At 71.9% G+C, this 25,899-nt stretch carries 22 protein-coding genes; 8 read left to right on the top strand and 14 right to left on the bottom strand.

Annotated elements, in window-relative coordinates:
• Positions 1-146 precede the first annotated feature (146 nt).
• From ABT085_RS20550 to ABT085_RS20535, 4 genes are all read right to left on the bottom strand, one after another.
• On the bottom strand, positions 147-1,271 hold the full coding sequence (locus ABT085_RS20550) for a GuaB3 family IMP dehydrogenase-related protein (RefSeq protein ID WP_162468510.1): 1,125 nt from the start codon (positions 1,269-1,271) through the stop codon (positions 147-149).
• Positions 1,272-1,471: 200 nt separating this feature from the next.
• A complete protein-coding gene (gene guaB / locus ABT085_RS20545; RefSeq protein ID WP_351609573.1) occupies positions 1,472-2,977 on the bottom strand; it encodes an IMP dehydrogenase in 1,506 nt (501 codons plus the stop codon).
• A gap of 279 nt (positions 2,978-3,256) precedes the next feature.
• Entirely contained in the window at positions 3,257-3,844 is a 588-nt protein-coding gene (locus tag ABT085_RS20540) for a sigma-70 family RNA polymerase sigma factor (protein ID WP_351609571.1), read from the bottom strand.
• Between the two features lie 295 nt (positions 3,845-4,139).
• Positions 4,140-4,751, bottom strand: coding sequence for a response regulator transcription factor (locus ABT085_RS20535; RefSeq protein WP_003948568.1), 612 nt, complete (start codon positions 4,749-4,751; stop codon positions 4,140-4,142).
• 380 nt (positions 4,752-5,131) lie between these two features.
• Here ABT085_RS20535 and ABT085_RS20530 point away from each other — a divergent pair, with 380 nt between their 5' ends.
• Positions 5,132-5,461 (top strand): WhiB family transcriptional regulator, encoded by a 330-nt coding sequence (locus ABT085_RS20530; protein ID WP_351609568.1) that lies wholly within the window; start codon positions 5,132-5,134, stop codon positions 5,459-5,461.
• A 379-nt stretch (positions 5,462-5,840) separates the two neighbouring features.
• On the opposite strand, the gene ABT085_RS20525 is transcribed toward ABT085_RS20530, so the two are convergent.
• Positions 5,841-6,737, bottom strand: coding sequence for a LysR family transcriptional regulator (locus ABT085_RS20525; RefSeq protein WP_351609566.1), 897 nt, complete (start codon positions 6,735-6,737; stop codon positions 5,841-5,843).
• A gap of 80 nt (positions 6,738-6,817) precedes the next feature.
• Here ABT085_RS20525 and ABT085_RS20520 point away from each other — a divergent pair, with 80 nt between their 5' ends.
• The 3 genes from ABT085_RS20520 (at position 6,818) to ABT085_RS20510 (ending at position 9,266) form a co-directional block, all read left to right on the top strand.
• A complete protein-coding gene (locus tag ABT085_RS20520; RefSeq protein WP_351609563.1) occupies positions 6,818-7,486 on the top strand; it encodes an MOSC domain-containing protein in 669 nt (222 codons plus the stop codon).
• A gap of 199 nt (positions 7,487-7,685) precedes the next feature.
• Positions 7,686-8,459, top strand: coding sequence for an SDR family NAD(P)-dependent oxidoreductase (locus ABT085_RS20515; protein WP_351609560.1), 774 nt, complete (start codon positions 7,686-7,688; stop codon positions 8,457-8,459).
• Between the two features lie 99 nt (positions 8,460-8,558).
• Entirely contained in the window at positions 8,559-9,266 is a 708-nt protein-coding gene (locus tag ABT085_RS20510) for an ester cyclase (RefSeq protein WP_351609557.1), read from the top strand.
• Between the two features lie 263 nt (positions 9,267-9,529).
• Here the strand turns inward: ABT085_RS20510 and groL are convergent, their stop codons facing one another.
• The 4 genes from groL to ABT085_RS20490 form a co-directional block, all read right to left on the bottom strand.
• A complete protein-coding gene (gene groL / locus ABT085_RS20505; protein ID WP_351609555.1) occupies positions 9,530-11,155 on the bottom strand; it encodes a chaperonin GroEL in 1,626 nt (541 codons plus the stop codon).
• Between the two features lie 135 nt (positions 11,156-11,290).
• On the bottom strand, positions 11,291-11,599 hold the full coding sequence (groES, locus tag ABT085_RS20500; RefSeq protein ID WP_003998759.1) for a co-chaperone GroES: 309 nt from the start codon (positions 11,597-11,599) through the stop codon (positions 11,291-11,293).
• 298 nt (positions 11,600-11,897) lie between these two features.
• On the bottom strand, positions 11,898-12,707 hold the full coding sequence (locus tag ABT085_RS20495) for a polysaccharide deacetylase family protein (RefSeq protein WP_351609552.1): 810 nt from the start codon (positions 12,705-12,707) through the stop codon (positions 11,898-11,900).
• Positions 12,704-13,678 (bottom strand): polysaccharide deacetylase family protein, encoded by a 975-nt coding sequence (locus ABT085_RS20490; protein ID WP_351609545.1) that lies wholly within the window; start codon positions 13,676-13,678, stop codon positions 12,704-12,706. Before ABT085_RS20490 ends, ABT085_RS20495 begins: the two co-directional genes overlap by 4 nt.
• A 90-nt stretch (positions 13,679-13,768) precedes the next feature.
• On the opposite strand from ABT085_RS20490, the gene ABT085_RS20485 reads away from it, so the two are divergent.
• Positions 13,769-14,929, top strand: a complete 1,161-nt coding sequence (locus tag ABT085_RS20485; protein ID WP_351609542.1) for a class I SAM-dependent methyltransferase — start codon at positions 13,769-13,771, stop codon at positions 14,927-14,929.
• A 100-nt stretch (positions 14,930-15,029) separates the two neighbouring features.
• On the opposite strand, the gene ABT085_RS20480 is transcribed toward ABT085_RS20485, so the two are convergent.
• The 5 genes from ABT085_RS20480 to ABT085_RS20460 all read right to left on the bottom strand — a co-directional run bounded on the left by ABT085_RS20480 (position 15,030) and on the right by ABT085_RS20460 (position 20,667).
• On the bottom strand, positions 15,030-16,292 hold the full coding sequence (locus ABT085_RS20480) for an RNA polymerase sigma factor (RefSeq protein ID WP_351609539.1): 1,263 nt from the start codon (positions 16,290-16,292) through the stop codon (positions 15,030-15,032).
• A gap of 49 nt (positions 16,293-16,341) precedes the next feature.
• Positions 16,342-16,698 carry a YciI family protein gene (locus ABT085_RS20475; protein WP_351609536.1) on the bottom strand — a complete coding sequence of 119 codons (357 nt, stop codon included), beginning with the start codon at positions 16,696-16,698 and terminating at the stop codon, positions 16,342-16,344.
• A gap of 183 nt (positions 16,699-16,881) precedes the next feature.
• Positions 16,882-17,961, bottom strand: coding sequence for an LCP family protein (locus ABT085_RS20470; RefSeq protein ID WP_351609533.1), 1,080 nt, complete (start codon positions 17,959-17,961; stop codon positions 16,882-16,884).
• 95 nt (positions 17,962-18,056) lie between these two features.
• The gene (locus ABT085_RS20465) at positions 18,057-19,430 is read right to left on the bottom strand and encodes a glycoside hydrolase family 10 protein (protein WP_351609532.1); all 1,374 of its coding nucleotides are present in this window, start codon (positions 19,428-19,430) and stop codon (positions 18,057-18,059) included.
• Positions 19,431-19,512: 82 nt separating this feature from the next.
• Positions 19,513-20,667 (bottom strand): LacI family DNA-binding transcriptional regulator, encoded by a 1,155-nt coding sequence (locus ABT085_RS20460; protein ID WP_351609530.1) that lies wholly within the window; start codon positions 20,665-20,667, stop codon positions 19,513-19,515.
• A 152-nt stretch (positions 20,668-20,819) separates the two neighbouring features.
• Here ABT085_RS20460 and ABT085_RS20455 point away from each other — a divergent pair, with 152 nt between their 5' ends.
• From ABT085_RS20455 to ABT085_RS20445, 3 genes are all read left to right on the top strand, one after another.
• Complete coding sequence (locus tag ABT085_RS20455; RefSeq protein ID WP_351609527.1) at positions 20,820-23,162, top strand: beta-xylosidase/alpha-l-arabinosidase; 2,343 nt, start codon at positions 20,820-20,822, stop codon at positions 23,160-23,162.
• Between the two features lie 114 nt (positions 23,163-23,276).
• Complete coding sequence (locus ABT085_RS20450; RefSeq protein ID WP_351609524.1) at positions 23,277-24,731, top strand: M48 family metalloprotease; 1,455 nt, start codon at positions 23,277-23,279, stop codon at positions 24,729-24,731.
• On the top strand, positions 24,728-25,768 hold the full coding sequence (locus tag ABT085_RS20445) for a hypothetical protein (protein WP_351609521.1): 1,041 nt from the start codon (positions 24,728-24,730) through the stop codon (positions 25,766-25,768). Before ABT085_RS20450 ends, ABT085_RS20445 begins: the two co-directional genes overlap by 4 nt.
• The last annotated feature ends 131 nt before the right edge of the window (positions 25,769-25,899 follow it).

The following is a 25,899-nucleotide window of genomic DNA, read 5'->3' as shown; positions in this document are numbered from 1 at the left end:
TACAAAACACAACCCAAACTCTTCCCATCCACGACGCTCTTCCGATCTATCACCACGACCGCTTTCCGGGTGAAGGGCCCGCCCCAACCGAGTGGTGGGGCGGGCCCTTCTCCCGTAAGGGCGTACGGCCGCTGCGGCCGTGCGGACTACCGCTTGTGCTGCGAGTCCGCCACCGTCACCTCGACGCGCTGGAACTCCTTGAGCTCGCTGTAGCCGGTGGTGGCCATGGCCCGGCGCAGGGCGCCGAAGAGGTTCATCGAGCCGTCCGGGGTGTGCGAGGGGCCGGTGAGGACCTCCTCCAGCGTGCCGACCGTGCCGAGGTCGACCTTCTTGCCCCGCGGCAGCTCCTCGTTGACGGCCTCCATGCCCCAGTGGTGGCCCTTGCCGGGCGCGTCCGTGGCACGGGCGAGCGGGGAGCCCATCATCACGGAGTCGGCGCCGCAGGCGATCGCCTTGGGCAGGTCGCCGGACCAGCCGACCCCGCCGTCCGCGATCACGTGCACGTACCGGCCGCCGGACTCGTCCATGTAGTCGCGGCGGGCGGCCGCCACGTCGGCGACGGCCGTGGCCATCGGGACCTGGATGCCCAGCACGTTGCGGGTGGTGTGCGCGGCGCCGCCGCCGAAGCCGACCAGCACACCGGCCGCGCCGGTGCGCATCAGGTGCAGGGCCGCGGTGTACGTGGCGCAGCCACCGACGATCACCGGGACGTCGAGCTCGTAGATGAACTGCTTCAGGTTCAGCGGCTCGTGCGAGCCGGAGACGTGCTCCGCCGACACGGTCGTACCGCGGATGACGAAGATGTCCACGCCCGCGTCGACGACCGCCTTGGAGAACTGGGCCGTGCGCTGCGGGGAGAGCGCCGCCGCCGTGACCACGCCGGAGTCGCGCACCTCCTTGATGCGCTGCCCGATCAGCTCCTCCTTGATGGGAGCCGCGTAGATCTCCTGGAGGCGCCGGGTGGCGGTGTCGTCGTCCAGCCCGACGATCTCGTCGAGCAGCGGCTGCGGGTCCTCGTACCGCGTCCACAGGCCCTCGAGGTTCAGCACGCCCAGGCCGCCCAGCTCACCGATACGGATCGCGGTGGCCGGGGAGACGACCGAGTCCATGGGGGCGGCCAGGAAGGGCAGCTCGAAGCGGTAGGCGTCGATCTGCCAGGCGATCGAGACCTCCTTCGGGTCCCGCGTACGGCGGCTGGGGACGACGGCGATGTCGTCGAAGGCGTACGCCCGGCGGCCGCGCTTGCCGCGCCCGATCTCGATCTCAGTCACGTCTGTGGCCTTTCCCTCTGCGTTTCAGCGTCTACCAGTATCGCCGACGGGCACGCCGAGGGCGGCCCCGGAGCCCCGGAGCCGCCCTCGTCCGCGCCTCGGACGCGGTGTCACGTACGACGGCCGTACCTGACCTGGTGCGTGTTCTCCTACGACCTCACGCGCGCGTGCCCCGGTACGGGATCACGCGCGCGTGCGGGTCACTTGCTGCGGCTGTAGTTGGGTGCCTCGACCGTCATCTGGATGTCGTGCGGGTGGCTCTCCTTGAGGCCCGCGGAGGTGATCCGCACGAAGCGGCCCTTGGACTCCATCTCCTCGATGGTGGCGGCGCCCACGTAACCCATGGTCTGGCGCAGGCCGCCGACGAGCTGGTGCAGCACGTTCGCGAGCGGGCCGCGGTAGGGCACCTGGCCCTCGACGCCCTCGGGCACGAGCTTGTCGTCGGAGGCGACCTCGGCCTGGAAGTAGCGGTCCTTGGAGTAGGAACGGCCCTGGCCGCGGGACTGCATGGCACCGAGCGAGCCCATGCCGCGGTACGACTTGAACTGCTTGCCGTTGATGAAGAGCAGCTCGCCCGGCGACTCCTCGCAGCCGGCCAGCAGGCTGCCCAGCATCACCGTGTCGGCACCGGCGGCGAGCGCCTTGCCGATGTCGCCGGAGTACTGCAGGCCGCCGTCACCGATCAGCGGGACGCCGGCCGCGCGGGCGGCGAGGGACGCCTCGTAGATGGCGGTGACCTGCGGGACGCCGATGCCGGCGACCACGCGGGTGGTGCAGATGGAACCGGGGCCCACGCCCACCTTGATGCCGTCGACACCGGCGTCGATCAGCGCCTGCGCGCCGTCGCGGGTGGCGACGTTGCCGCCGATCACGTCGACCGGGACGCTCGACTTGATCTTGGCCATCCAGCTGAGGGCGTTGCTGTTGTGGCCGTGCGAGGTGTCGACGACCAGGAAGTCCACGCCGGCCTCGGCGAGGGCCTGGGCGCGCTCCAGCGCCTCGGGGCTGGCACCGACTGCGGCACCGACGAGCAGGCGCCCCTCGGCGTCCTTGGCGGCGTTGGGGTACTTCTCGGCCTTGACGAAGTCCTTGACCGTGATGAGGCCCTTGAGGACGCCGTCGTCGTCGACCAGCGGAAGCTTCTCGATCTTGTGCTTGCGCAGCAGCTCCATGGCCTCGACACCGGTGGTGCCGACCTTGCCGGTGACCAGCGGCATCGGCGTCATGACCTCGCGCACCTGGCGGCTGCGGTCGGACTCGAAGGCCATGTCGCGGTTGGTGACGATGCCGAGGAGCTTGCCGGCCGGGTCGGTCACGGGCACACCGCTGATGCGGAACTTCGCGCAGAGCGCGTCCGCGTCGGCGAGCGTCGCCTCCGGGTGGACCGTGATGGGGTCGGTGACCATGCCGGACTCGGACCGCTTGACCAGGTCGACCTGGTTCACCTGGTCCTCGACGGAGAGGTTGCGGTGCAGCACGCCGACGCCGCCCAGGCGGGCCATCGCGATCGCCATGCGGGACTCGGTCACCTTGTCCATGGCGGCCGAGAGCAGCGGAATGTTGACGCGCACGTTGCGCGAGATGCGGGACGAGGTGTCGACCGCGTTGGGGAGCACTTCCGATGCACCCGGCAGCAGCAGCACGTCGTCGTAGGTCAGCCCGAGTGTCGCGAATTTTCCGGGCACTCCGTCGACGTTGGCAGTCATGACACCTTCCCCAAATGGCCTTGATCGGTGCGGATGTCCATGCTAACGGGAAGCAGGGGCCGCTCATTCCACGGTTTCCACTGTCCGGAGCGACTCCGGGCTTCGTATGTTCGTACGAGAACGCGTATCGGAGCCCGTACGGGAACGAGGGATCGCCCGTTCAGGTCCGGCGCGCGGCCGAGAGCCAGGACGGCCAGGTCCGGCGCGCGACCGAGGGCTCCGGCGGCCGGACCGGTCCCCTGCCGCCTGCCGACGATCCGGCCCGGTGACATGGTCCGCTCACTGCTCGGCGAGCGCCCGCAGCCGGCTGAGCGCCCGGTGCTGAGCCACCCGGACCGCACCGGGTGACATTCCCAACATCTGGCCCGTCTCCTCCGCCGTCAGCCCCACCGCGATCCGCAGCAACAGCAGCTCACGCTGGTTCTCGGGAAGGTTGGCCAGCAGTTTCTTCGCCCACTCCGCGTCGCTGCTGAGCAGCGCCCGCTCCTCGGGACCCAGCGAGTCGTCGGGGCGTTCCGGCATCTCGTCGGACGGGACGGCCGTCGAACCGGGGTGGCGCATCGCGGCACGCTGGAGATCGGCCACCTTGTGCGCGGCGATGGCGAAGACGAACGCCTCGAAGGGGCGGCCGGTGTCCCGGTAGCGGGGCAGGGCGAGCAGGACGGCGACGCAGACCTCCTGCGCCAGGTCCTCCACGAAGTGGCGTGCGTCGCCCGGCAGCCGGGACAGCCGGGTCCGGCAGTACCGGATCGCCAGGGGATGGACGTGGGCGAGCAGGTCGTGCGTGGCTTGATCGTCCCCATCGACGGCACGGTGGACCAGTGCACCGATCGACCCCGGGGCAGTGGCCACGTCGTCCTCACGCATCGGACCATGGTGCCCTGCGGCCGATTGGTCCGCGGCACCGCGTCCATCGTTGTGCACCGAAGCGTTATGAGCAGGTGCGCCGGAACTCATCTCCTGCGCCCTCCTCTTCCGCTCGACCGACTCGTCCCCGAGGAACTCCACACCTCAAGGATGCGGCATCCGCGGCGAAACAGGCAGCGGGCATCCGGCGTGCCCGGTTGCCGCCCCCGCCCACCTTGAGGTAGGCGGGGACCACCTGGGACTTCCTACGGGTTGTGCTGCCCCCGCGACGACGCACCCGGTCCATCCGGCACGCCTAGCGCACCAGGCCCCAGCGGAACCCGAGCGCCACCGCGTGCGCACGGTCCGAGGCGCCGAGCTTCTTGAAGAGGCGTCGGGCGTGCGTCTTGACGGTGTCCTCGGAGAGGAACAGCTCCCGGCCGATCTCGGCGTTGGAGCGGCCGTGGCTCATGCCCTCCAGGACCTGGATCTCACGCGCGGTGAGCGTGGGCGCGGCACCCATCTCGGCCGAGCGCAGCCGGCGCGGGGCGAGCCGCCAGGTCGGGTCGGCGAGGGCCTGCGTGACGGTGGCGCGCAGTTCGGCACGCGAGGCGTCCTTGTGCAGATAGCCGCGGGCGCCGGCGGCCACCGCGAGGGCGACTCCGTCCAGGTCCTCGGCGACGGTGAGCATGATGATGCGCGCACCGGGGTCGGCGGACAGCAGCCGCCGTACGGTCTCGACGCCGCCCAGGCCGGGCATGCGTACGTCCATCAGAATCAGGTCCGAGCGGTCGGCCCCCCAGCGGCGGAGGACTTCCTCGCCGTTGGCCGCCGTCGTCACGCGCTCGACGCCGGGCACGGTCGCGACCGCGCGGCGGAGCGCCTCTCGGGCAAGCGGGGAGTCGTCGCAGACGAGGACGGATGTCATGGCCGCCCTCCGCAGCTGATGCGCGTCACCTTGTGCCTCCAGGCTGTTACGAATCGTCACCTGTGCGGTCGACCGTCTCGGACGCCTGCCCGAGCGTTTGCGTTCTCAACCGCATCCGCACTCTCAACGACGGTCACTCGAAAGAGTTACGGGGCTCTGTGCCATCTTCGGCACTCTACGTGAGGGGACGGACACGGGGCAGTCGCGCGCGGCGGTCCTACCGTCTTTCATCACAAGCCATGCCCCATTTAGACCCATTTCTTCCCATCTGTTGGTGTCCGCGGCTAGATTCGCAATGAGTCATATTTTCATCTCCTTAGATCGTAGATGTACGGTCGTGAGCACCGTATCCGCTCAGAACGGCTGCAAGGGGTCACGCAATGGCAGATTTCTCCCGCCTTCCCGGACCGAACGCGGACCTGTGGGACTGGCAGCTCCTCGCCGCCTGCCGCGGGGTGGACAGCTCGCTGTTCTTCCACCCGGAGGGCGAGCGCGGAGCGGCCCGGAGCGCTCGTGAGAACTCGGCCAAGGAGGTCTGCATGAGGTGCCCGGTCCGCGCGCAGTGCGCGGCGCACGCACTGGCGGTGCGCGAGCCGTACGGCGTGTGGGGCGGATTGACCGAGGACGAACGCGAAGAGCTCATGGGCCGGGCACGCAACCGGCTCGTATCGGCGTCGGCCACCGGCATGGACGGCGGCTCGAACACCTGAAGGAACGTTTCTTCACAAACGTCTGGACGTAACGCACGAACGACGCACGGACTGACACACGGACTGACGTACGGACCGGCGCACGGACGTCATGACGCCATAGCCGGAACGCCATGGACATGCGGGCATGGCCCGGCAGCAGTGCGGCCACCACCGGGGAGCTGTGTGCGCGCCCCCGGCGTACGTGTTGAGCGGTGCCCCGGCAACCCGGGACGCCCGACACCTCCGAAGCCTGGAGCCTCGGCGAACGCTTCGGTATTTCAGCGGACGCCCGACGCTTCCGACGTCTCAGCGGACGCCCCCCGACACTCCCGGCGTCTCAGCGAACACCCCCGGCGCTTCCGGCGTCTCATCGAACACCCCCCGCACTCCCTGCTTCTCAGCGGACGGCCGCGCGCTCCAGCTCCGCCAGCGTCGCCGCCACCGCCGGCACCTGAGCCAGGTCGGGCAGCGTGAGCGCGACGATCCTCCGCCGCACCGCCGGCTCCACCGTCACGGTGCGCACCCCTCTGGGACGTACGGACTCGACCGCGAGCTGGGGCAGCACGGCGACGCCGAGACCGGCACCCACCAGGCCGACCACCGCGGGGTAGTCGTCGGTGGCGAAGTCGATGCGCGGGGTGAAGCCCGCGCTCTCGCACGCCTCGACCAGTTGCCCGCGACAGCGCGGACAGCCCGCGATCCACGGCTCCCGGGCGAGTTCGCCGATGTCCACGGACTGCGCGCGGGCCAGCCGGTGGTTCTCGGGCACCAGGCCCACCAGGCGGTCGGTCAGCAGGGGGCGTACGACGAGGTCGTCCCACTCCTCCGCGCCCGCCGCGCTCTCGTAGCGGAAGGCGAGCGCCACGTCGCAGTCGCCGTCGCGGAGCTTCTCGACCGACTCGGGCGGCTCGGCCTCCTCCAGGGAGACGCGGGTGCCGGGGTGCGCGGCGCGCAGGGCGGCGAGGGCCGCGGGCACGAGGGCGGAGCTGCCGCTGGGGAAGGAGACCAGCCGGACCCGGCCCGCGCGCAGACCGGCGATGGCGGCGACCTCCTCCTCGGCGGCGGTGAGTCCGGCGAGGATGCCGGCCGCGTGCCGGACGAGGGCCTCGCCGGCCTGGGTCAGGCGCATCTCACGGCCGCTGCGGATGAGCAGCGGGGTGCCGACCGACGCCTCCAGGGCCTTCATCTGCTGACTGACGGCGGGCTGGGTGCAGCCCAGCTCGCGCCCCGCCGCGGAGAAGGAGCCGGTGGTGGCGACGGCGCGCAGAACGCGGAGATGACGGGCCTCGATCACCTTTCGAGCATAAGCGGTTCTTGGATGCGGCGCCCAATAGTGCGTCGACGCTTTGGGGCTGGACCCATTAGCGTGCATCCATGAAGCTTCTCTCGGTGAACCTCGGCCGCCCGCGGGCCGTGCCCTACACGGACCAGGCGGAGGGCCTGACCGGTATCGACAAGCGGCCGGCCGACGGACCCGTGCGGGTGGCCGCCCCCGGGCCGAAGGGGACCGGCGGGAGCGGGCTGGCCGGGGACGCGGTGTGCGACAGACGGCACCACGGCGGCAACGACCAGGCCGTGTACGCGGTCGCGCGCGAGGACCTCGACGACTGGGAACGCGAACTGGGCCGGACGCTCGCCAACGGCATGTTCGGCGAGAACCTCACGACCCTCGGGGTCGACGTGTCCGGCGCGCGGATCGGCGAGCGCTGGCGCGTCGGGCGCGCGGTGGTGCTGGAGGTGACCTGCGGGCGGATCCCGTGCCGCACTTTCCAGGGCCACCTGGGCGAGTCGAGGTGGGTGAAGCGGTTCACGCATAAGGGTGCCCCGGGCGCCTATCTCCGGGTGATCGAGCCGGGTGAGATCAGGGCGGGCGATCCGGTCGAGATCGTGCACCGGCCGGACCACGACGTGACCGTGGCCCTCCAGTTCCGGGCGTCCACGACGGAACGGGAACTGCTGCCGCGACTGCTCCCGGCCGGCGAGGCACTGCACCCGGAGTCGCTGGCCGCGGCCCGGAAGTACGTGGAACAACAGCGGTCCTGAACCGTCGTCACGCGCCCCCGGAAAAGCCTCGTACACCCCCGGGAGGCCGCGCGGGGCGGGCGGCCCCGGACCGTCCGGAAGCCTCGTGAGCCCGGCGGACGCGAACCGTCCGGAAGCCTCGTGGGCCGGGCGGACCCGGCCGTCCCGATGTCCGCCGCACCGAGCGGACCAACACCGTCCGGGTAACTACCCTTGGGCCATGACAACGGCTCTGATTACGGGATCGACGGCGGGCATCGGTGCCGCGTTCGCGCGGCGGCTGGCCGCGGACGGGCACAACCTCGTGCTGGTGGCACGCGACACCAAGCGGCTTCGGGAGCAGGCGACCGAACTGCACGACCGGCACGGCATCGAGGCGGAGGTGCTGACGGCGGACCTCGCGTCGGACGACGGCATCGACCTGGTGGCGGACCGGCTCGCCGACCGCAGGAACCCCGTCGACCTGCTGGTCAACAACGCGGGCTTCGGCAACAAGGGCCGTTTCCTCGACGTGTCGATGGCCGACGAGCTGAAGATGCTCAAGGTGCACTGCGAGGCGGTGCTGCGGCTGACGGCCGCGGCGACCGGCGGGATGCGCGAGCGCGGTCGCGGCGGAGTCGTCAACGTCGCCTCGGTCGCGGCCTTCGTGCCCCGGGGCACGTACGGGGCGTCCAAGGCGTGGGTCGTGCAGTTCACGCAGGGAGCCGCGCGGGACCTGGCGGGCAGCGGCGTACGGCTGATGGCGCTGTGCCCGGGATTCGTGCGGACCGAGTTCCACCAGCGGGCCGGGATGGGCACGGACAACATCCCGGACTGGATGTGGCTGGACGCCGACAAGCTGGTCGCGGCGGCCCTCGGCGATCTGGCGCGCGGGAAGACCCTGTCCGTCCCCGATCCGCGCTACAAGGTGCTGATGGGCCTGGTGAAGGTGACCCCGCGGGGGCTGCTGGGCGGTGTCACCTCGCGGACGGGGCGCAAGTACGGGCCCCAGTGAGCGCCGGCGCGGCCCGGCCGGCGCCGGACAGGTGACGCCGCCGCTCCGGTGCGAGAATGGCCGGAGGGAACCGGACCCAGGGGGGCCGGAGGCGGCGTCATGACGTTCGTACAGCTCATCGAGTGCAGGACGAGCCGGTTCGACGAGATGAACCGGCTGCTGGACACCTGGGTCGAGGAGACCAAGGGCAGACGGAGCGCGACGCACGATCTGATCGGCCAGGACCGGTCGGACGACGCGCACTTCGTACAGATCGTGGAGTTCCCCTCGTACGAGGACGCGATGCGCAACTCGCATCTCCCCGAGACCGACCGGATCTTCCAGGAGATGGCCGCCCTCTGCGACGGGATGCCGACCTTCACCGATCTCGAGGTGGTGCGCGACGAGCAGTTGTACGCGGCCAACGCGCGCAGGTTCTTCGAGCTGGTCTCCACCGCCGGTGAACTGCCTCCGTTGAACAGCATGATGGCGGAGCACTACCACGACCACGACCCAGCCAACGAGCAGGACACGCTCGGGCTGGACAACATGCGGCGCGAGTTCGAGATGTGGCGGGGCGCCTTCGACTTCGCGTTCACCGTGGACGAGCAGATCTGCCAGGACGACCGGGTCTGCACCCGCTGGACCTGGCACGGCACGCACCGCGGCGACTTCCTGGGGATCCCGGCCACCGGCCGGCGGGTGTCGATGACGGGCACGACCGTCTTCCGGTGCGGCGAGGACGGCAAGCTCGTCGAGGGCTGGTGGCAGTACGACAGACTCGGACTGATGGCGCAGCTGGGAGTGCTGGACGCACTGGAGAACTGAGCCGTCGGTTTCCGTACGGACCCGCGAGGGGCGAAGCCCCCGTTCCCTCTCACAGGGAACGGGGGCTTCCGCCGCGCTGGGCCGTTCGGTGGCGGTACGGGATCCGGTGCCGCCCAGGTCGCGAGTGCCGCCGGACAGCACTCCGCCCCGCCGCGACGAGTTGCGGCGGGGCGGGGCGGAGTGGGCGGGCCTGGTCGGCCGGCGGCGTTCCTGTCGGGGGCCGCCGGGGCCGGGTCAGGACCCGCCGGGGTCACCGGGGTGCGTCAGTGGGAGTGGCCGTGGCCGTGACCGCCGGCGGCCGGCTCCTCCTCTTCCTTCTTCTCGACGACCAGGGTCTCGGTCGTCAGGAGGAGGGAGGCGATGGACGCGGCGTTCTCCAGGGCGGAGCGGGTGACCTTCACCGGGTCGATGACGCCGGCCTTGACCAGGTCGCCGTACTCGCCGGTGGCGGCGTTGAAGCCCTGGCCCTTGTCGAGGTCGGCGACCTTGGAGGTGATGACGTAGCCCTCCAGGCCGGCGTTCTCGGCGATCCAGCGCAGCGGCTCGACGACCGCGCGGCGGACCACGGCGACACCGGTGGCCTCGTCGCCGGTCTTGTCGAGGTTGCCCTCCAGGACCTTGGCGGCGTGGACCAGCGCGGAGCCACCACCGGAGACGATGCCCTCCTCGACCGCGGCGCGGGTCGCGGAGATGGCGTCCTCCAGACGGTGCTTCTTCTCCTTCAGCTCCACCTCGGTGGCGGCGCCGACCTTGATCACGCACACGCCGCCGGCCAGCTTCGCGAGGCGCTCCTGGAGCTTCTCGCGGTCCCAGTCGGAGTCGGTGTTCTCGATCTCGGCCTTGATCTGGGCGACGCGGCCGTGCACGTCGGCGGTCTCGCCGGCGCCGTCCACGATCGTGGTGTCGTCCTTGGTGATGGTGACGCGGCGGGCCGAGCCCAGCACGTCGATGCCGACCTGGTCGAGCTTGAGGCCGACCTCCTCGGAGATGACCGTGGCGCCGGTGAGGATCGCCATGTCCTGCAGCATCGCCTTGCGGCGGTCGCCGAAGCCGGGGGCCTTGATGGCGACGGCGTTGAACGTGCCGCGGATCTTGTTGACGACCAGGGTCGACAGGGCCTCGCCCTCGACGTCCTCGGCGATGATCAGCAGCGGCTTGGAGGAGTTGGTCTGGATGACCTTCTCCAGCAGCGGCAGCAGGTCCTGGATGGAGGAGACCTTGCCCTGGTTGATGAGGATGTAGGGGTCCTCCAGGACGGCCTCCATGCGCTCCTGGTCCGTCACGAAGTACGGCGACAGGTAGCCCTTGTCGAAGGCCATGCCCTCGGTGAAGTCCAGCTCCAGACCGAAGGTGTTGGACTCCTCGACGGTGATGACACCGTCCTTGCCGACCTTGTCCATGGCCTCGGCGATGAGCTCGCCGACCTGCTGGTCCTGGGCGGACAGCGCGGCCACGGCGGCGATGTCGGACTTCTCGTCGATCGGGCGGGCCGAGGCGAGCAGCTCGTCGGAGACGGCCTTGACGGCGGCGTCGATGCCCTTCTTCAGGGCGGCCGGGGAGGCACCGGCGGCGACGTTCTTGAGGCCCTCGCGCACGAGCGCCTGGGCGAGCACCGTGGCGGTGGTGGTGCCGTCACCCGCGACGTCGTTCGTCTTGGTGGCGACCTCCTTCACCAGCTGGGCGCCGAGGTTCTCGTACGGGTCCTCGATCTCCACCTCACGGGCGATGGTCACGCCGTCGTTGGTGATGGTCGGGGCGCCGAACTTCTTGTCGATGACGACGTTGCGGCCCTTGGGGCCGATCGTCACCTTGACCGTGTCGGCAAGCTTGTTGACGCCGCGCTCGAGGGCGCGACGGGCGTCCTCGTCGAACTTCAGGATCTTCGCCATGGGAGCGTTTGCCCTCTCGGAAATCTCGAGGTGAATCAGGGTGAACGACTGCGCCCCCGACGCCCGGCTGATTAATGGTCGCGGGGGCCAGGGGCGCAGTTCAAAAACAAAGTGCTTCGCGAGGAAGCGAGGTGACTACTTCTCGATGATCGCGAGGACGTCGCGAGCCGAGAGGACGAGGTACTCCTCGCCGTTGTACTTCACCTCGGTGCCGCCGTACTTGCTGTACAGCACGATGTCGCCGGTCTTGACGTCGAGCGGAAGACGCTCGCCGTTCTCGAAGCGGCCCGGGCCCACGGCCAGGACGACGCCCTCCTGGGGCTTCTCCTTGGCGGTGTCCGGGATGACCAGGCCAGAGGCCGTGGTCTGCTCGGCGTCCAGCGGCTGGACCACAATGCGGTCCTCGAGCGGCTTGATGGCAACCTTGGAGCTGGTGGTCGTCACGATCCGACCTCCCCCTTCGGAGATCTCACGGGGTTAACTGTCTGAGGTGGCGACCAGGTGGATCCGTCGTCGCGGGTGCCGGACCTGCCCGTCGCGTGTTGGCACTCTCCAGGGGGGAGTGCCAGAGCCGAGACTATGACCGCGATTAGCACTCGGTCAAGCGGAGTGCCAATTGCGGACGGCGCGGCGCGGTTTTTCGCGCCCGGCCGGCGGCGGCGCGGGGATCGACGGTGATGCCGTCGGCCGCGCACGAGACGGTTCGCGCGCGGCCGGACCAGGCCTGTCCCCCGGACAGGTCCTAGACGTAGTCCTCCAGGCGAGCCACCGTCAGTCCCTGTTCCTGGATCCGGCGCAGCAGGTGGGTGGTGCGCTTCCTGAGGGTCGGGCCCGGGGTCTCGTCCGGGCCGACGGCCACGATGTCGCCGGGGAGCAGCCGGTGCGAACCCCTGGTGTACGTCAGGCCGGCCGCGCCCATCGACACCCGCCACAGCACCAGCGTCGAGATACCGCACCGGGCGGCGGCCCGCAGGGTGGCGTGGTCGTACGTCCCGTAGGGCGGCCGGAGCAGCCGCGGGCGCAGGCCGAAGCGGGTCCTGAGCTTCTCCTGCTGTCCGCAGATCTCCGCGCGCTGGCCGACGTAGGGCAGTCCGCGCAGGGACGGGTGGTCGAGGGTGTGGTTCTGCAGGCTCGCGCCGACCGAGCGCAGCCGGGCGAAGTGGCCGTACCCCGGTCCGGCGACGCTGTCGGTGAGGAACATGCTGACCGGGAGCCGCAGTTCGCGGACCATGTCGACGAACCGGGGGTCGCGTTCGGCGCCGTCGTCGTAGGTGAGGAAGACGACCCGGTCGTGGGTCCTGACCCGGTCGACCACCGTCGGCAGGCCCGGTGCGGTGGCGGTGAGCGGCCGGGCCGCCCGCCGGGGGGCCTGGGCCAGCGGGGCCGACAGACCCCAGTGGCGGTACGCCTGTTGGGCGCCAGGGCCGTGCGGTCGCACTCCCTGGGCCGCCTTCCTGCCCAGCCGTTCGATCGGGTCGACGGACTGGGCGCAGCCGGTGAGCAGCAGTACGGCCGACGCCAGCACTCCCGCGGTCAGCGCCCGCAGCCTCACAGGTAGTCCTCCAGGCGGGCCACCGCGTAGCCCTTGTCGGTCACCTTCCGGAGGAACCGCCGGATCATGTCGGGCATGGTGCCCCGCCAGTCGGAGCGGCCCCGGAAGTGGGTCAGGACGATGTCGCCGGGGTGCAGGTCCTGGTCCCACTCGCGGTACTCCCAGTGGTCGACGAAGACCTCCTCGTCCCAGATCGGGGCGTACTTGATGCCGCAGGCCTTCGCGGCGGCCAGGGTGTCCCGGTCGTAGTCGCCGTAGGGCGGGCGGAAGACGGTCGGGCGCCTGCCGTAGTGACGTTCGATCACGTCCTGCATGCCGCAGATCTCGCGCTTCTGTTCCTCGTACGACAGTCCGGGGAGGTAGGGGTGGTGCAGGGTGTGGTTGTTCAGGACCACCCCGCTGCGCTGCATCTTCTTGAAGTAGCCGTAGTCGTCGCTGATCAGGTAGTCGCTGAGGAAGGCGGTGTACGGGATCTTCAGTTCGCTCATCATGCGCAGGAACGCCGGGTCCTTCTCGGCGCCGTCGTCGATGGTGAGGAAGACGATCCTCTTCCTGGTGGGGATCGTGGTGAAGACCGGGGGCAGGTTCCGCTCCCGCCGGCCGTCGACCTCGAAGCCGGCGCGAGCGGTGATCCGCGGCTTCCTCGCCGGTGGCGCCGGGGGTGTCAGCGGGACCCGGGCCAGGCCCCAGCGCCGGGCCGCGGCCGCCCGTGCCGCGTACTCGGCGCGCAGCCGCCCCGCGTAGGCGTCGAGGGCGCGGGCCGGGGGTGCCTGGAGCCCCTGCTGTCCGGGGGCCGGGCGTACCTGGGCGGCCCCGCCGCCCTGCGCACAGCCCGAGGCGACGGCGGCGACGGCGAGCGCGGCGACACCGCCGATCCGGGAGACCCGGCAGGCGCGGGAGACCCTGGAGGTCCGGGGGCTTCTCACAGTCCGAACAAAAGCATTTTTTTCAGCTTGTACGACTACTCGCATGTTGCCGGATCCTCCCAGCCCAGGGCCGCCGGCCGGGCCCGACACCGCCACCGGAGGCGCGCCGTCCACCGACTGGCCCACAATGAGCCGGTGAACGACCTGGACGCCCTCCTCACGCCCGAAGGCCGCGCCCTCCTCCACGAGGTCCGCGACACCGCCCCGGCCGACGAACTCGCCGTCGCCACCCGGCTGCGCCGCGAGCACCCCGCCGACCTGGTGTCGGCGGCGCTCGGCCAGGCACGGCTGCGGCAGCGGGCGGCGGCGAAGTTCGCGGCCGAGGACGCGGAGCGGATGTTCTTCACGCCCAACGGGGTCGAACAGTCCACCCGGGCGACGGTGGCCGCCTACCGCGCGCGGCGGTTCGAGGAGCTCGGCGTGACCTCGGTCGCGGACCTGTGCTGCGGCATCGGCGGGGACGCGATCGCGCTGGCCCGCGCCGGCATCCGGGTCCTGGCCGTGGACCGCGACCCGACGACGGCGGCCGTGGCGCGCGCGAACGCCGAGGCGCTGGGACTCGCCGACCTGATCGAGGTGCGGGAGGCGGACGTCACGGAGGTGGACGTGTCGTCGTACGACGCCGTCTTCGTGGACCCGGCGCGCCGGGGCGGGCGGGGACGCATCTTCGATCCGGAGGCGTACTCGCCGCCGCTGTCCTGGGCGGTGCGGACGGCCCTGGCGGCCCCGCGTGCCGCGCTGAAGGTCGCGCCCGGCATTCCGCACGAGGCGGTGCCCGCCGAGGCGGAGGCCGAGTGGATCTCGGACGGCGGGGACGTGAAGGAGGCGGTGCTGTGGTTCGGGACGAGCCCGGGGGCGGTGCGCTCCACCCTGCTGCCCGGCCCGCGCACCCTGCTCTCCCGCGGCCTGCCCGACCCCGGAGTCCGTTCCGTCGGACGCTACTTGTACGAGCCCGACGGCGCCGTCATCCGTGCCCATCTGGTGGCCGAGGTGGCCGAGGAGGTCGGCGGCGGCCTCGTCGACGAGACGATCGCGTACGTGACGTCGGACGAGCTGCGCCCGACCGTGTACGCCTCGGCGTACGAGATCACCGACCAGCTCCACTTCAGCGTCAAGCGGCTGAAGGCGCTGCTGCGGGAGCGGGAGGTCGGGGTGCTGACCGTCAAGAAGCGCGGGTCGGCGGTGGAACCGGAGGAGCTGCGGCGCAAGGTCAAGCCGCAGGGGCCGCACGCGGCGACGGTGTTCCTCACCCGGGTGGCGGGGGCGCCGACGATGCTGATCGGCCGTCCGGCCTAGGGCAGGCCTTGGGGGGCGCTTCCGGCAGTGCGGGCCTGCGGCCGCCGTGCGGGTCCGTCGTGGCCGGTCGCGCGGCTCCCCCGGCCCTTCGGGGCGCTGTTCAGGGTGTGGGGTTGTCTGCTCGTCGTCGTAGCAGCCGTCGTTCCCGTTCGTTGCGGGCCAGGGCGGCCGCCCGGGCGAACTCCGTGCGTGCCTCCCCCGTGCGGCCCAGCCGTGCCAGCAGGTCCCCCCGGACGCTCGGCAGCAGGTGGTAGTCCCGCAGGGCGGGTTCGGCGGCCAGCGCGTCGACGATCTCCAGGGCCGGGGCCGGACCGTCCGCCATCGACACGGCCACCGCGCGGTTGAGTTCGACGACCGGGGAGGGGGCGCGGACGGCCAGCAGACCGTACAGGGTCGCGATGGCCTGCCAGTCGGTGTCCTCGTAGGTGTGGGCGTGGGCGTGACAGGCGGCGATCGTGGCCTGGAGGACGTACGGGCCGGGGACGCCGGTGACAGTGGCGTCGGCACGGGCGAGGGCGTCGACGCCACGGGCGACGAGCATGCGGTTCCAGCGGCGGCGGTTCTGGTCCTTGAGCAGGATCGGCTCGCCGTCGGGGCCGGTGCGGGAGGCGGTGCGGGAGGCCTGGAACTCCAGCAGGGAGGCGAGCCCGTGCACCTCCGGCTCCTTGGGCATCAGCGCCGCGAGCTGCCGGGCGAGCCGCAGGGCGTCCTCGCACAGCGCCGGGCGCAGCCAGTCGTCCCCGGCGGTGGCCGCGTACCCCTCGTTGAAGATCAGGTAGATGACGTCGAGGACCGAGCCGAGGCGGGCCTCGCGGTCGGGGCCGACGGGCACCTCGAAGGCGACGTTCCGGGTGGCGAGGGTCCGTTTCGCGCGGACGATGCGCTGGGCGACCGTCGGCTCCGGGGTGAGGAAGGCGCGGGCGATCTCGGACGTGCTCAGGCCGCCGAGCAGGCGCAGGGTCAGGGCGGTGCGGGCCTCGGCGGACAGCACCGGGTGGCAGGCGGTGAAGACCAGCCGGAGCAGGTCGTCGTCGATGGCGTCCGGGTCGGCGGGCTCCTGCGCCGGCACCGTGGTCTCCAGGTCGCGGCCGATCTCCGCGAGCTTGCGGGCGTAGTTCTCCCGGCGGCGGACCAGGTCGACGGCGCGGCGGCGGGCGGCGGTGACGAGCCAGGCACCCGGGTTGTCGGGCACCCCGTCCCGCGGCCACTGCTCCAGGGCCGCGACCAGGGCGTCCTGGGCCAGCTCCTCCGCGATGCCGATGTCACGCACGATCCGGGTGGCGGCGGCGATGACGCGGGGGGACTCCAGGCGGAAGACGGTCTCGATGACGCCGCGCGGGTCGGCGGGGGGTTGCGAGCTCACAACCCCCCATCGAACACCCCCGCACTGACAACACCCAGTGCGGAACCGATCAGCCCTCGGCGATCTGGCGCACCTCGCAGGTCACCGTCCAGAAGTCCTCGTGCACCTTCAGGAAGCGCTTGGTCCACTCCACGGCCTCGGCCATGTCCTTGCACTGCATGATGGCGTAGCCGCCGACGACCTCCTTGGCCTCGGTGAAGGGCCCGTCGGTCACGGACAGCTCCCCGCCCGCGTAGTGGACGCGCTTGCCCTGCGCGCTGGGCGTCAGGCCCTCCGTCTGGAGCATGACACCGGCCTTGGTGATCTCCTCGATCAGTTCACCCATCCGCTGCATCAGCTCGGGGCTGGGTCCCTCGGCGGGCGCGGTGGACTCGTCGATCTGCACGAGCGAAAGGAAGCGGGGCATCGTGACTCCTCACGGCGATGGGCGACCCGTACGGTGCCGAGTCTCCCGGGCGGGGTCCTTCCCCGCCTCTCACCTGTGCGTCGAACAAGGGAGGGCCGGATCGACACGGCCGCCGGAATTCTTCGAAGAATTTTCTCCGGGGTGCGTTTCCGCAGCTCATCGGCGTGATCTGAACGAGGTGCCCTACCGTAGGGACTCCCACAGCCCGCTCGCCGCCGGTTCCCGGGCCACCACCCGGTTGGGGTCCGACGGGGCGGTCGCCACCGGCATCATCACCGTCTCGACCCGGTCGGCCGCCAGGCCCTTCAGGCTCTCGCCCAGGCCGGTGAGTTCGCCCAGCGAGTCGAGTCCGGTGTCGGTGGTCAGGCTGCCGGTGACGGCGTCGGCGACCCCGTAGAGCTCGGTGGGGTCGGTCAGCAGGTCGATCGAGGCGATCTGGGTCAGCAGCGCCTTCACCAGCTTCTGCTGGAGGCCGATGCGGCCGAGGTCGCTGCCGTCGCCTATGCCGTGCCGGGTGCGGGCCAGGGCGAGGGCCTGCTTGCCGTCCAGGTGATGGGTGCCCGCCGCGAGGTGCAGATGGCTGTCGTCGTCGTCGATGTCCTCGTCGGTGGTGACGGTGACCCCGCCGAGCGCGTTCACCAGTTTCGCGAAGCCGGAGAAGTCGATCTCGATGTAGTGGTCCATGCGTACGCCGGTGATCGACTCGACGGTCTTCACCGCGCAGACCGGACCGCCCACCGCGTACGCGCTGTTGAACATCGCGCCGTAGGCCACCGCCGTCGAGCGCCCCGACGACAGCGGGCAGGACGGACGGGTGACGAGGGTGTCGCGCGGGATGCTGACCACGGTGGCCGTGGTGCGCCCCGCGTCGAGGTGCACGACCATCGCCGTGTCGGAGCGGGCGCCGGAACTGCTGCCGCCGCCCAGTTCCCGGTTCTCGGCGCCGCTGCGCGAGTCCGAGCCCAGCACCAGGATGTTCAGCGCCCCGGTCGGCGGCGCGGAGGCGGCGGCCGAGGGGGACACCGGCCCGCCGGGCGTGGGCGTGGACGCGGCCGCCGCCCTGGCCGGGCGGTCGTCGCCGAGCGCGCTGTTGATGTCGACGCTCTTGATGTTGTTGTTCAGATGCCAGTAGACCCATCCCGTCGCCGCGACGCCGAGCACCAGAGCGCCTGCGAGGGAGAGGCCGGCGGCTCTCAGGACGATCGACCGCCGGCCTCCGCGTCTGCCCGTGTCCCAGTCCTGTTTCTCGTCGTGTCCGGTCACGCAGAGGAACGTAAGTCCGAATTATTACAACGGGCTTGTCTAGGGCAGTTTTCTTCAGAAAATCTCACTTTTCTCAGGGTGGGTTCAGTGCGAACTCAGCCCAGTGTCACCGTGGGCAGCGGATTGCTCCCGCTCCAGGACGCGTTGAACCCGAACGTCACCGAACCGCCGTCCGGGACCGACCCGTTGTAGGAGGCGTTCACGCACGAGACGGCCGCGCCCGACTGGGTGCAGGTCGCGTTCCAGGCCTGGGTGATCTGCTGCCCCGCGCCGTACGCCCAGACCGCCTTCCACGAGGAGAGCGAGGCGCCGGAGCAGGCGATCCTCACCTGACCGGTGAAGCCGGTGTTCCACTGGTTGACCACGCTGTACGTCGCCGTGCAGGCGCCGGTGGAGGGCGGCGGCGTGGTCGTCGTACCGCCGAGCGCCTCGGCCACGCCGTAGTACGCGGGCTTCGGCGCGTAGTTCGCGTCGTACAGCGTCGCCGCCCCGTACCCCGGGAAGGTGCTGTCGACCCAGGAGTCGGAGTCGGTGAAGCCCCAGACCGTCAGGTTGACGCAGCGCGTCACGGCCACGCAGGCGGCGGTGACCGCCTTGTAGTCGGCGGCCTGCTGGGCCAGTTTCGTGCTGTCGGCAGGCAACGCCATCCGGATGTCCAGCTCGGTGATCGCCACGTCGACGCCGAGGTCGGCGAAGCGCTGGATGTTCTGCTGGAGCGTGGACGGCACCTGGCCGAGGATCAGATGGGCCTGGAGGCCCACGCCGTCGATCGGGACGCCGCGCTCCTTCAGGGACTTGACCAGGTTGTACAGGGCGGTGCTCTTGGCGTTGACGCCCTCGACGTTGTAGTCGTTGATGTACAGCCTGGCGGCCGGGTCGGCGGCTCGCGCCCAGGTCAGGGCGCTGGCGATGTAGTCGGCGCCGAGGCCGTTGTACCAGAGGGTCGAACGGTAGGTGCCGTCCTCGTTGAAGGGCTCGTTGACCACGTCCCAGGCGGTGATCCTGCCCTTGTAGCGGCCCACCTCGGTGCCGATGTGGTTCTGGAGCAGGCTGCTCAGCTGGGCGGCCGTCCAGCTGCCGTTGGTCAGCCAGCTCGGGTTCTGGCTGTGCCAGACCAGGGTGTGGCCGCGCACCTGCTGGTTGTGCGCCTGGGCGAAGGCGACGATCTGGTCGGCCTCGGCCCAGTTGAAGGTGCCCTGGGTCGGCTCGACCGACCCCCACTTCATGGCGTTGCCCGGGGTGAGCGAACCGAACTGGGCCCCGGCGATGTCGCCGTAGCTGCCGGTGAGCTTGGAGCCGGTGACCGCCGTGCCGACGACCTTGCCCTTGGCGGCCGCGAGGTCACGCAGGGGGGTGTCGGCGGCCTGGGCGGACGTCATGCCGGCGGCGAGCAGGGCGCCGACGGCGGTGACGCCGGTGAGCAGGGCGGCGAGCCGGATACGCAAGGATGACGATCTGGAGGTTCTCATTGCGGGTGCCTCCGAAAGTTTCGGTCGTCCAGCCGATTGACTTCGGTGGAGTGTGGAGGCACCGGCCCCACCCGTCAATACGTCAACTTCCGGCCACAGGACCCGCGGGAGCCGCCGGATCCGCAGGAGCCACAGGGGTCGCAGGGGCCACAGAGGCCGCAGAAGCCTTGGGAGCCGCAGCGGCCGCGGAATCCGCGGGAGCCGCGGCGCTGGACCGCACCACCAGGCTGGTGGCCAGCTCCACCCGGGTCGCCGTCGGCGCCCCCTCGCCGCGCGCCAGCTCCAGCACCAGCCGGGCCGCCGCCTCCGCCATCTCGGTCAGCGGCTGCCGTACGGTCGTCAGCGGCGGCCCCACCCAGCGCGCCACCGGCAGATCGTCGAACCCGACCACGCTGAGGTCGTCCGGGATGCGCAGCCCCAGCTCGCGGGCGGCCTCGTAGAGCCCGAGCGCCTGGAGGTCGTTGCCGGCGAAGACGGCGGTGGGCCGGTCCGGCCGGCTCAGCAGTTCGCGGCCCAGCCGGTAACCGGCGTCGTGGTGGAAGTCGCCCGCCCTGATCAGCCCCGGGTCGACGGGCAGACCGGCCGTCTCCAGGGCGGCCCGGTAGCCGTCCACCCGGGCGCGGCTGCACATCATGGTGGCCGGTCCGCTGATCGCGCCGATGCGGGTGTGCCCGAGATCGATCAGATGCCGGGTGGCGGCGAGGCCGCCCTGCCAGTTGGTGGCGCCGATGGACGGCACGTCGGCGCCCGGGTCGCCGGCCGGGTCCATCACCACGAACGGGATGGACCTGCTGGTCAGCAGGGCACGCTGGGACTCGTCGAGCCCGGACAGGACGAGGACGACGCCGTACGGGCGACGGGCGGCGACCTGGTCGGCCCAGGTCCGCCCCGGGGTGAGCCGACCAGCGCTCTCGCTCAGCACGACGCTCAGCCCGGCGTCCCGGGCCACGTTCTCCACGCCTCGGATGACCTCCATCGCCCAGGCGCTCTCCAGCTCGTGGAAGACCAGGTCGATCAGCGGCGAGCGGCTGGCCTCGGCCCGGCGGCGCCGGTAGCCGTGGACGCGCAGCAGCTCTTCCACCCGGTGGCGGGTGGCCGGGGCGACATCGGCACGGCCATTGAGGACCTTCGAAACAGTCGGCGCCGACACGCCTGCCTCACGGGCGATCTCGGCGAGCGTCGCGGTCCGGCTGGACCGCCCTGTCATCTGGGCTTCGGCAGGCTCCGGGGCTGTCATGGCGGCGATCGTATCCCTGCGCGACCTCTTGACGAACCCCCTGTCGCGCCATAGGTTCCCGGAACATTCGAATTACATATCGAAACATTCGCGTTGCACCCTCGGCACTGGCGTCATCAGCACCCCGAACACCTCCTACCGAGTGGAGCTTCATGACCACCGCCGCCTGGCGTGACCCCGCCCGGTCCGCCGCCGCCCGCGTCGACGACCTCCTGGCCCGGATGACCCTGGAGGAGAAGGCCGCCCAGCTGTACGGAGTGTGGGTGGGGGCCGACACGGACGGCGACGGGGTCGCCCCGCACCAGCACGAGATGACCGACGCCTTCACCGACGACGACTTCGCCGAGCTGATCACCCTCGGCCTGGGCCAGCTCACCCGCCCCTTCGGCACCGCCCCCGTCGACCCGGACCTCGGCGCGCTGGCCCTGGCCCGCGCCCAGCGCCGGATCGCCGCGGCGGGCCGCTTCGGCATCCCGGCCGTCACCCACGAGGAGTGCCTGGCCGGTTTCACCGCCTGGCGTGCCACCGCATACCCCGTGCCGCTGGCCTGGGGGGCGACCTTCGACCCGGCGCTGGTCGAGGAGATGGCCCGGCACATCGGCCGCGACCTGCGCGCGGTGGGCGTGCACCAGGGCCTGGCCCCGGTCCTGGACGTGGTCCGCGACCCCCGCTGGGGACGGGTCGAGGAGACGATCGGCGAGGACCCGTACCTGGTCGGCACGGTCGGCAGCGCCTATGTGCGCGGCCTGGAGTCGGCCGGGATCGTCGCCACGCTCAAGCACTTCGCCGGGTACGCGTCCTCGGTGGGCGCCCGCAACCTGGCGCCGGTCCGTGCGGGCCTGCGCGAACTCGCCGACGTCACGCTGCCGCCCTTCGAGATGGCGCTGCGCGAGGGCGGGGCGCGCAGCGTGATGGCGGCGTACAACGAGACGGACGGCGTGCCGGCCTCGGCCGACCCCTGGCTGCTGACCGGACTCCTGCGCGAGGAGTGGGGTTTCACCGGCACGGTGGTCGCCGACTACTTCGGCATCGGCTTCCTCCAGACCCTGCACCGGGTCGCCGGTTCGCCCGCCGAGGCGGCCCGGCTGGCGCTCACGGCCGGCATCGACGTGGAGCTGCCGACGCTGAAGTGCTACGGACGGGACCTGGTCGCGGCCGTGCGGGAGGGCACGGTCCCGGCCGTCCTGGTGGAGCGGGCGGCCCGCCGCGTCCTGCTCCAGAAGTGCGAACTGGGTCTGCTGGACGAGGACTGGTCCCCGGAGCCGACGGCCTCCGTCGACCTGGACCCGGCGGCGAACCGCGCGCTGGCCCGGCGCCTCGCCGAGGAGTCGGTGGTCCTGCTGGACAACCCCGACGGCATCCTCCCGCTGGCCCCCGACGCGCGCGTGGCGGTCGTCGGCCCGCGGGCGGCGGACCCGCTCGCGATGCTGGGCTGCTACTCGTTCCCCTCGCACGTGCTGACGCACCACCCGCAGGTGCCGATGGGGATCGACATCCCCACGGTGCTCCAGGCGATGCGCGCCGAGCTCCCCGACGCGAAGGTCACCTTCGCCGAGGGCTGCGGGGTCTCGGACCCGGACGACTCAGGCTTCGAGGAGGCGGTGGCGCGGGCCTCGGAGGCGGATGTGTGCGTGGCCGTCCTGGGCGACCGGGCCGGTCTGTTCGGCCGCGGCACGTCCGGGGAGGGCTGCGACGTGGCGGACCTGGACCTGCCGGGCCGCCAGGGCGAGCTGCTGGACCGGCTGGTGGCGACCGGCGTCCCGGTGGTCCTGGTCCTGCTGACCGGCCGCCCGTACGCGCTCGGCCGCTGGCAGGGCAGGCTGGGCGCGGTGGTGCAGGCGTTCTTCCCCGGGGAGGAGGGCGGCCCGGCGGTGACGGGGGTGCTGTCGGGCCGCGTCAACCCCTCCGGGCGGCTGCCGGTGAGCGTGCCGCGGCTGCCGGGCGGCCAGCCGTGGACGTACCTCCAGCCGCCGCTGGGCCTGGCGGGCGAGGTCAGCAACCTGGACCCGACCCCGCTGTACGCCTTCGGCCACGGACGTTCGTACACGGAGTTCGCGTGGGAGGACTTCGCGGATCCCGCGACCGGCACCGGCACCGGCACGGACGGTTCGTACCCCACCGACGACACGGACGGCACGTACGACGTGTCGGTGACCGTCCGCAACACGGGCGGCCGGGCGGGCGCGGAGGTGGTGCAGCTGTATCTGCACGACCCGGTGGCGTCCGTGACCCGCCCCGACGTCCGTCTGATCGGCTACCGGCGGCTGGAACTGGCGCCGGGCGAGGCACGGCGCGTGACGTTCCGCTTCCACCCGGACCTGTCCGCCTTCACCGACCGTACGGGACGCCGGATCGTCGAACCGGGCGCACTGGAACTGCGGCTGGGCGTCTCCAGCGCGGAGATCCGGCACACGGCCCGGCTGACCCTGACGGGCCCGGTACGGGTCCTGGGGCCGGACCGCCGACTGCGCTGCGAGGTCGGCGAAGGCGCGTGAGCGGCCAAGACAACGTGATCCGTCCGTAGCCGATATTCGTACAGATGTGTTCACAGCGTGTGCCAGAATCCGCCGACACCGCAGGCAGCACGCACGTGACAGGAACGCACCCCCATGGACATACGACCGCAGCCGCTCCGCGAGTGGCTGCTCATCGGCGCGATGCTGACCGTGGCCTGGCTGCCACATGTCGTCGTCGGCATCGCGCTGACCATCGCCGGCCTGGTGTTCCACACCTCGTGGGCGCTGGTGTGGCTGGTGGGGATGCTCGTGGCGGGGGCCACGCGAGGCTTCATGGGCCGGGACCGGCTGCCCGGCCGGGCCGTGCGGCCCGAGGACGAACCGGAACTGGTCGCGCTGGTGCAGGACGTGGCCGAGCGGGTCGGCTTCCGGGAGCCGCTGCTGGTACGGATCGTCCCCGACGTGGACGCGTCCATGGGACCGGCGAAGGTCGGCGGTGTGCGCACCTACGTCCTGCTGCTCGGTCTGCCCCTGCTGCGCATGCTGACCGACGCCCAGCTGGCCTCGGTCGTCGCCCATGAGCTGGCGCACGTCCACCATGCCCGCGACCGGCGCATGTCCGCGCTGCGCTTCGCCCGCGGCTGTCTCGCGGAGCGGATGGACGGCCGTCTCCGCCCGCTCGGCCCGCCGGCCGCACCGCTGCTGCGGGCCACCCAGCCGCGGATGTGGCAGGCGGAGACGGCCGCCGACGCCGACGCCGTCCGGGTCGCCGGCACCGCGGCCACCGCCGGGGCGCTGCGCCGGACCGGGATCATCCACGCGGCGTTCGAGGGCCTGGGCGCCGACTGGGTGCTCTCGGCGGCCGAGGAGGAGACCTACCCCGAGGACCTGTACGCGGCCCTGGAGAGCGCCCTGGCCGAACCGCTCGTGGCCGACCGCAGCGTCCTCTCCGTCACGTCGGAGGAGGAGATGGCCGCCGCCTCCCCGTACGCCGTCGAGGACCATCCGCCGCTCGGCCACCGGATCGCCGCGCTGCCCGCCGACGTCGAGGCGGCCACGTCGTACACCGGCGCGCCCCTGGCCCTGCGGACCGCGGAGTCCGTCGAGCGCTGGTGCGTGCGCCTGCTGGCCGGTCTGGAGGACACACCGGCGGACGACATGCGCCCCGTCCGTCTGCTCGACCTGCCCGACGAGCGGCTGCACGCCCTGAGCGACCGCACGGGCCTCACGCTGCTGAAGGGCGCCACCGGCCACGAGGCGCCCGAGGAGGCGGTGGCCGCCGCGCTGGACACCGTCGCCGACGGCAGCTGGCCGCGGCTGGCCCGCCGTCTCGAACCGCAGCTGCGGTGGATGCCTGCCACGGTACGGTCGGTGGCCGCCCCGCAGGTGGTGAGCACCGCGGTGGTCCAGGGGCTGGAGTCCGTGCTGCACGCGGCCGGCTGGACCCACGCCAACCGCTGGATCAACAGCGTCCTGGTCGCGCCCGACGGCACGACCGTCGTGGACCTGTACGAGCCGGTCACCGCAGCCCTGAAGGACGGGGACCCCGAGCCCGTACGGACCCTGCTGGCGACCGCCGCCACGGCCCGGAAGGAGACGGCCGCATGAGGCGCCCGGGACCCGCCCTGCGCGTCGCGCTCCTCGGCTTCACCGTCACGGTCGTCGGCTACGTCCTGTTCGCCGGCTGGCTCGGCGGACACGCCTTCGCCTACGAGCACGCCCGCGACCGGGCCACGGCCAAGGCCGACGGGCTGATCGTCGAGGACGACATCGGCGAGGAAGGGGACATCCGCGTGCGCTGGCGCGACGCGGACGGCCACACGCACGTCCAGCGCTTCGGCATCTACGACACCGACCGCTACACCGAGGGCAGGCACTTCGAGGTCGTCTACGATCCCGCCGAGGCGGACCCGCGGGGCTTCCCTGCGGACCCCGACGAGACCTCGGCCGAGGACGACCGCTGGGTGCCCGCCGTACTCGGCGGAGTCGTCCTCGTCCCGCTGGGCGTGATCTGGCTCTGGCGCGGGCTGCGGTTCCGGCTGGCGGCCCGGCGGCCGGGCCGCCCGATGACGGCCACGGTGCGCCGCGGGGAGCGGCTGAACCTGAGGAACGCGTTCCAGAACTCTAACAGCACGTGGCTGGTGCTGTCGGTGGCGGACTCGCCCGGACCGGCCGGCCGGCCGGAGCAAGCAGCGGAGTCCGGGCATCCCGAGCACGCGGAACCGACCGCGCGCTGGCAGCGGGTCATGTGGCATCCGGCCCTCGACGAACTGAGGGACGACCCGGCACCGGTGACGGTGCACGCCCGCGGCAGCCGGCCCGCCGTGGTGCGGCTGTCCGACGGCACCTGTCTGGTGCCCTTGGGGCGGCTGCACCGGGAGCCGCCGAAGAACGTGTTTCTCGACGACCACGAGGTCGACCGGCTCGACCTGCGGGACGCCTTCGTCCGCCCGGCCGGTGCCGAACTGCGCCCCGCGCGCGCGTGGTGGTGGCCGGGCGCGGGCATCGCCGCGCTGGGCACCGTGCTCGGCGTCTTCGGGGGCTTCCTGATGGGCGGCGGCACGCTGGTCGCGGTAGTGGGGTTCGCCCTGTTCGTACCGACCCTGCTCACCTCGGTCTGGGCGCTGTCCGCACCCCAGCCCTGAGCCGGTTGCCCAGCCCTGAGCCGGTTGTGGGGGGGGGGGGGGGGGGGGCCCCCCCCCCCCCCCCGCCCCCCCCCCCCCCCCGGCCGCCCCCCCCGGGGGGCGGCGGCCCCCGGGGGGCACCCCCCCCGGGG

The organism is Streptomyces sp. NPDC002265, from assembly GCF_040296125.1.
GTDB lineage: Bacteria > Actinomycetota > Actinomycetes > Streptomycetales > Streptomycetaceae > Streptomyces.
Note: the sequence above shows the minus strand (reverse complement) of the source record. Positions and strands in the feature narration are given on the sequence as shown.